At 49.2% G+C, this 6,476-nt stretch carries 9 protein-coding genes; 5 read left to right on the top strand and 4 right to left on the bottom strand.

Translation table 11 applies throughout. The features are described from left to right. The 3 genes from ACLQ6D_RS04470 to ACLQ6D_RS04460 all read left to right on the top strand — a co-directional run. On the top strand, positions 1 to 461 hold a 461-nt coding region (locus ACLQ6D_RS04470), incomplete at its 5' end, for an efflux RND transporter periplasmic adaptor subunit (RefSeq protein WP_411726084.1). Next, the gene (locus tag ACLQ6D_RS04465) at positions 462 to 3,521 is read left to right on the top strand and encodes an efflux RND transporter permease subunit (RefSeq protein WP_411726083.1); all 3,060 of its coding nucleotides are present in this window, start codon (positions 462 to 464) and stop codon (positions 3,519 to 3,521) included. Then, complete coding sequence (locus ACLQ6D_RS04460) at positions 3,521 to 3,820, top strand: DUF3240 family protein (protein ID WP_411726082.1); 300 nt, start codon at positions 3,521 to 3,523, stop codon at positions 3,818 to 3,820. Before ACLQ6D_RS04465 ends, ACLQ6D_RS04460 begins: the two co-directional genes overlap by 1 nt. Before the next feature lie 137 nt (positions 3,821 to 3,957). Here the strand turns inward: ACLQ6D_RS04460 and ACLQ6D_RS04455 are convergent, their stop codons facing one another. From ACLQ6D_RS04455 to ACLQ6D_RS04445, 3 genes are all read right to left on the bottom strand, one after another. Further along, on the bottom strand, positions 3,958 to 4,590 hold the full coding sequence (locus tag ACLQ6D_RS04455; RefSeq protein ID WP_411726081.1) for a DUF938 domain-containing protein: 633 nt from the start codon (positions 4,588 to 4,590) through the stop codon (positions 3,958 to 3,960). 150 nt (positions 4,591 to 4,740) lie between these two features. Then, a complete protein-coding gene (locus ACLQ6D_RS04450) occupies positions 4,741 to 5,022 on the bottom strand; it encodes an antibiotic biosynthesis monooxygenase (protein WP_411726080.1) in 282 nt (93 codons plus the stop codon). Between the two features lie 46 nt (positions 5,023 to 5,068). Continuing rightward, a complete protein-coding gene (locus tag ACLQ6D_RS04445) occupies positions 5,069 to 5,422 on the bottom strand; it encodes a cupin domain-containing protein (protein ID WP_411726079.1) in 354 nt (117 codons plus the stop codon). A gap of 63 nt (positions 5,423 to 5,485) precedes the next feature. Between ACLQ6D_RS04445 and ACLQ6D_RS04440 the strand changes: the two genes are divergently transcribed. Beyond that, positions 5,486 to 5,677, top strand: coding sequence for a TolC family protein (locus ACLQ6D_RS04440; protein WP_411726078.1), 192 nt, complete (start codon positions 5,486 to 5,488; stop codon positions 5,675 to 5,677). 106 nt (positions 5,678 to 5,783) lie between these two features. Here the strand turns inward: ACLQ6D_RS04440 and ACLQ6D_RS04435 are convergent, their stop codons facing one another. Beyond that, complete coding sequence (locus tag ACLQ6D_RS04435) at positions 5,784 to 5,948, bottom strand: hypothetical protein (protein WP_411726077.1); 165 nt, start codon at positions 5,946 to 5,948, stop codon at positions 5,784 to 5,786. 9 nt (positions 5,949 to 5,957) lie between these two features. On the opposite strand from ACLQ6D_RS04435, the gene ACLQ6D_RS04430 reads away from it, so the two are divergent. Continuing rightward, a partial coding sequence (locus ACLQ6D_RS04430; protein ID WP_411726076.1) for an efflux RND transporter periplasmic adaptor subunit occupies positions 5,958 to 6,476 on the top strand: 519 nt, incomplete at its 3' end.

The raw sequence follows: 6,476 nt of genomic DNA, 5'->3' as shown, positions 1-6,476 counted from the left end.
CCAACCTGGATGAGCTTTGGCTGGAAATCAATATTCCCCAGGAACATATCAGCGAAATTAAAATCGGCGATAAAGTGCAGGTGGAAAACGGTCTAGCTGATGCAGAAATCAAGGTATTAGGCCAAAGTGTGAACCCTGAAAACCAGACGATTTTGGCGAGAGCAGTCATTCAGGATAATCCATCTACAGTTCGTGTTGGGCAAAAGGTGACTATTCAGGTCATTCAAACCACTGATGCAAATACTTACAAACTGCCTGATGCCGCGATTGCCCATAATGAAGGTAAAACTTACGTTTTTATCAGGGATAAAGACAGTTTCAGGGTTAGCGAAATCAGCATATTGGGCAAACAATCAGGCGGATCGGTCATTAGCGGCAATTTTTCCGGCAATGAAGAGATCGCCATCAATAATGCGGTGGCGCTCAAGGCTGTGTGGCTGGGCTTAGGGAGCGGTGAATAAATGGCGGGGCTAATACGTTTTGCGCTCAGCCAACGGATACTCGTCCTGTTAGCCGTGTTTCTTCTGGCAGGCGGGGGTTATTATGCGTTCAAAAACATCCCTATCGACGCTTTCCCTGAGGTCTCGCCCACACAGGTAAAAATTATCGTCAAAGCGCCCGGCATGACCCCGGAAGAGGTTGAAGCCAGGATTACAGCGCCTATCGAAATTAACCTGCTTGGTATCCCGCATCAAACCATGCTACGTTCCATTGCTCTATACGCGATAACCGATATAACCGTCGATTTCGAAGAAGGCACCGATATCTATTGGGCGCGGCAGCAAATTTCCGAACGCCTGAATACGATGTGGGGAGATTTACCGGTCGGTGTTTCAGGCGGTATTGCGCCGATGACCACGCCATTGGGGGAAATGTTCATGTTCTCCATCGAAGGCGGCGGTTTAAGCCTGATGGAAAAGCGCGATTTACTGGATTGGGTTATCCGTCCGGCACTTAGGACAGTTCCAGGTGTGGCCGATGTGAATTCATTAGGCGGTTTGGTCAGAAGTTTTGTCGTGATGCCTGACAACTTACGATTGTCAGCGCGTGGGATTAACATTGATAAGTTGATTAGCGCGTTGCAAAACAATAACCGTAACGATGGCGCGGGACGCATGACAGAGGGCGAAGAAGCGTTGATAGTCCGAGCCGAAGGTCGTATTAAAACCCTAGACGATGTAAAAGCCATTGTGGTCGATATTAATCAAGGCATGTCGATTACCGTCGACGACGTGGCCGATGTGTCGATAGGCGCGTTGACCCGCTATGGCGCGGTCAGTAAAGACGGCAAAGGCGAAGCGGTCACGGGTTTGGTGCTGAGCCTACGCGGTGCGAATGCCCGGCAAACCATCGTCGGCATTGAGCAGAAACTGGCAGAAATCACGCCGGGTTTTCCTGACGGCGTAAAGCTAGAGGTTTTTTATAATCGCGGCGATCTGGTGGATAAGGCCGTCGATACGGTGTTCCATGCGCTCATGGAAGCCATCGTGCTGGTCGTGATCTTACTGATATTGTTTTTGGGCGACTTACGCGCTGCGCTTACCGTCGCTTTGGCATTGCCAATGGCGGCGATGGTGACATTTATACTGATGAAGGTTATCGGCATGTCGGCCAACCTGATGAGCCTCGGCGGTTTGGCGATTGCGATTGGTATGCTGGTCGATGCGGCGGTGGTCGTGGTCGAAAATATTATCACCCATCTGGCGCATAAGGAAAAAGCCGAACGCTTGCCGCGCTTGCATGTCATTTACCGGGCGACCCGCGAAGTTGCCGTACCAGTCACGTCAGGTATCTTGATTATCATCATTGTGTTTTTACCTTTGCTGACCTTGCAAGGCTTGGAAGGCAAGTTGTTTACCCCGGTTGCCTTGACCATCGTGTTTGCGCTGGGCGGTTCGCTGATTTTATCGTTAAGCGTCATTCCGGTATTGGCTTCGTTTTTGCTCAAGGAAGTGACGCATGAGGAGCCTTGGCTACCACGTAAGTTACTCGCCCTCTACCAACCCACCTTGTTATGGTGCCTGGACAATAGCAAAAAGATTTTTATCATAGCAGGCGCATTACTGGTCATCACCGCTTTAGTGTTTACCCGGATTGGCAGCACCTTCATGCCGACAATGGACGAAGGCAGCATCATTATACAGCTCGAAAAGTTGCCGTCGATTACGCTGGAACAATCGGTCACGCTGGATGGACAGGTGCAAAAAAACTTGCTCAAAAATGTGCCTGAAATCGTCAGTATAGTCGCCCGCGTCGGCGCTGATGAGTTGGGGCTGGATCCGATGGGTTTTTATGATACTGATACCTTTTTGATCCTGAAACCTAAAGCGCAATGGCGGATGCACAGTAAAGAAGAGTTGATTGAAGAAATTCGCAAAGTCATGGCGGAAACGCCGGGAATTGCCTTCAAATTTACCCAACCGATTGAAATGCGGGTCTCAGAAATGCTCACGGGTACGCGCGGCGATGTGGCGGTTAAATTATTCGGCGCGGACCTCGCAGTCTTAAGTGAGAAAGCGGCACAAATAGCCGCTGTATTGAAAGCCATACCCGGTTCCTCTGATGTTTTTACCAAACAGAATGAGGGTATGCAGTTTTTATCTGTAGGCATTGATAAATCGGCAGTGGGGCGTTTGGGTCTGGATAGCGACAGCATTGAAACCCTGTTACGCGCCCAGATTGAAGGTTTAAAACTGGGTATTGTTCAGGAAGGCATTAAACGCACACCGTTAATCTTGCGCGGTAACAGTAATATTACCAATTTTGATAACCTGCAAATCACTTTGCCGAATGGCGGACATGTGCCGATTACCGCCATTGCCAAAATAAAAAAACTGGAAGGCGTGGTGTCAGTAGCACGGGAAAAGGGACAACGTTTTGTGGTGGTTAGCAGTAATGTTGAAGGACGGGATTTGGTCGGTTTTGTTGATGAAGCCAAAAAAGCCGTTGCTGAAAAAGTTTTGTTGCCCACGGGTTATACCGTGGCATTCGGCGGCCAGTTCGAAAATCAACAACGTGCGGCAGCTACTTTGTCATTGGTGATTCCGGTGTCGCTAGGGCTGATTTTTCTGTTACTGTTTTCAACCTTCGGCTCAGTACGACAGGCGCTATTGGTGCTTTCCAACATTCCTTTAGCGATGATCGGCGGTGTGTTTGCCTTATGGGTATCGGGTGAATATCTGTCCGTACCCGCTTCGGTGGGTTTTATCGCGCTGTTGGGGATTGCCGTACTGAATGGCGTGGTGATGGTAAGCTATTTCAATCAACTTTTGGTGACCGGCATGGACATGGCTAAAGTCGTGGTTATCGGATCTGCCCGGCGCTTACGACCCGTTATGATGACCGCCAGCATTGCCGCTTTTGGTTTGATTCCCCTATTGTTTGCCACCGGCCCCGGCTCAGAAATTCAACGGCCATTGGCAATCGTGGTGATTGGAGGGCTAGTATCCTCCACCTTCCTGACCTTATTCCTATTACCCATACTGTTTAAACGGTTTGGACTAGCCAAGGAGGTTGTGTGATGAAAGATTGTCTGGTTATACTTAATGCGCCTTCAAGCCTGGAAGAAGCCGTGGTCGATTGCCTGTTGACGCTGGAATCCGAACACGGCTTCAGCAGCTTTCCAGTCAACGTGCATCATCATGAAAACAAGGGTTTGTCATTGGCTGAGCAAGTAAGCGGTCGTCAGAAACAAGTTTGTTTCCAGATTCATATTGATGAAGATGGCACTGGGCTTTTGTTAAAGCGGTTGAAAGAAGAGTTTTCTGGAGCCGGGATTCAGTATTGGGTGCTGCCTGTACTGGAAAGCAGTGAAATTTAGTCCTGATTAGCAAGGGTTCAGACGTAGGGGCAGGCCTTGTTCCTGCCCTCAACGCAATCCCTTGACATCCCCAGGGCAACCACGAGGGATTGCCCCTACGACCATTGGCAATCCATGCCGGTATGATGCTTTTTTGTTTAACTTAAGTCCCTTGTAATCGGCTGGTTTATTATGTTGCCTGATTTTTGCAATACCAACAGCCGATTATTCGCTGGCATGGCGCTGTCATTAAGTAACTTAAGTCCAGCACTTTTAGCCAAAGTTATCACCGCTTCAAAATACCTGATGCCGCTCAATGGATCACGGCTTTTCAACCATTGATCGAATCGGGCGTTACTGTCGCTGGTATAGTTGCCGTTGTAGTTAAAAGGGCCGTAAATACAAACCCGCGCCAACGGGTTTAGATAAGTTTGTAAACGTTCAAACAATAGTTCAACCTGTTGCCAGCTCATAATGTGCAGGGTATTGGCAGTAAACACCGCATCTATTACATCACAAGGCCAGACAGGATCGGTGACATCGAGGACTAGCGGCTGGATAAGGTTAGGCAACTGCGCTTCATCCCGCCATGCATTGATGCCGGGAAGATTCTCGGCCAAATCCGTAGGCTGCCAGATAAGGTGCGGAAGCTCGCTGGCAAAATAACAAGCATGTTGCCCTGTGCCGCTGCCGATTTCCCAAACGGTAGCAGGTTGGCTGAACGCATTCCTGATGATCGCCAAAATAGGGGCTTTATTATTTTCGCAGGCTTGGGAGTAGGGTTTGTCCATTATTTTGTATTGATCTGGATTTCAGATATAGCAAGGAATGGTGGCTGTAATCGATCCTGTTGATTATTTATGTGGGTTAATTAAGGAAAATAACGCAAAGCGGTGAGGTGCGCCGCTTTTGGCGCGTCCCTCTCGAACGCAGTGTTAGAGCTACAACACACCACGCTCTATCTCTTGTAGGTAAATAAAGTCTGGTGCTTTTACGCCAGCCTTTTTCCTGATTTCCACCAACTCTGGAGACTCGAAGAAACGGCGGGCATTGTCCAACGAAGACCACTCCGAGAAGTGGACGATGTTATTTGCATCGTTGTCGTATCGTAGCAATTGGTAGCTGATTTCTCCAGCACGTTTTCTAATGTCTACCACTTGGTCAAAAACAACCTTCCATGCTGGATAAGCCTCGACCTCATGAATGATTAAAACATGTTGCATGTGAACTTCCTTGATGAATAGCCCTAAGGCAGAATTAGCGCGGACTTCAATATGGCGAACCGTCTTTGTGTGCAAACTGCCATTTGCCTTCGACAAGCAGTGCCTGTAGGTCATCGTCGGGGTACTGGGCGGAATCTCCCGCGCTGCGGTCACCAACCTCAAGGTAGCTCACTTCTTCACTAGTGCGATTAAGCAACTGGTGCGCGTTTCCCGTACCCGCTTTAAACCCCGCGCACATGCCAGGGGAGAGTTGCGTTTCTCCTGCATCGGTAATTAACACGGGATGGCCGTGCAATATGTAGATAAACTCGTCTTGCTTGGTATGGGCGTGGCGCAGTGCTGAACCAGCACCGGGCAAAAGGCGCGTTAGGTTTATCCCGAAGTTTGAAAGACCAAACAAGTCGCCGCCCTTAATGTTGAACTCAGTCGCTTAATTGCAGACCGCGAGCAGCTTTACCGGGATTTGGAGCTTGCCCATCATGAGGCTGAACATAACCTGGAAGTCAACCAAGCCGAACTGGAAATCGCCTACGAACTGAAGCGGGTTGCCGAAGAGCATCTGGGCATGATGCAACTTAGTTTTTCCGTGGGCGAGATCAATTTGATGGATTTGTTGAAAGCACAGTCCAGGACACAACACAACAAGCGATACTGAGCGCAAAGGAACGGGCAATCATGTTGGAACGCGATATTGCACTCTACAACCAGGCGGTGGGGGTTTTGCCATGAATAAGCTAAAAAGTTTGCTGTTGCTTACCATGTTAGGTTTGTCTGCTATTAGCCCCATTTCCTGGGCAGAGGGTAATTTCATCCAACTTTCGCAGTAACAGATTGACATTCTGGGCATAAAAATTGGCAAGCTGGAACCCTCCAGCCATATCCCGTTGTTCACCGCCCCGGAGAAAGTGGTCGTTCCACCTGCCCATGACTTTATCGTGAGCACATCGCTAGCGGGACTGGTCGTCAAAATGAGTGCGTCGGTGGGTGATAAGGTCGATAAAGGCGAGGTTTTAGGGCTGATTAACAGCCCTGATTTGCTGACCTTACAAGGCAATTACCTTAAAGCCGTCGGCGCATTAAAACTGGCCTCAGCAACTTACAATCGGGACAAAAAATTACGTAAGGAAGGTGTCGTTTCAGGCCGCAGCGAACAAGAGGCGTATAGCCTGTATAACGCCGCATTGATTGAAGCCAATGAAACCAAACAATTGCTGCAAATTGCCGGAATGGCCGCTAACGAGGCCAAACAACTCGATAGCACAGGCCGTTTAGCCAGCCAGATCAGCATCAGGTCGCCCATCACGGGGAGGGTCATTGAGCGAATGGCGGTTTCAGGAACGCACGTAGACCCTATGTCGCCGCTGTATCGGGTAGCCAACCTGGATGAGCTTTGGCTGGAAATCAATATTCCCCAGGAACATATCAGCGAAATTAAAATCGGCGATAAAGTGCAG

This window comes from Methyloglobulus sp. (assembly GCF_046714055.1).
Taxonomy (GTDB): Bacteria; Pseudomonadota; Gammaproteobacteria; order Methylococcales; family Methylomonadaceae; genus Methyloglobulus.
This window is presented reverse-complemented; position numbering and strand designations above follow the sequence as displayed.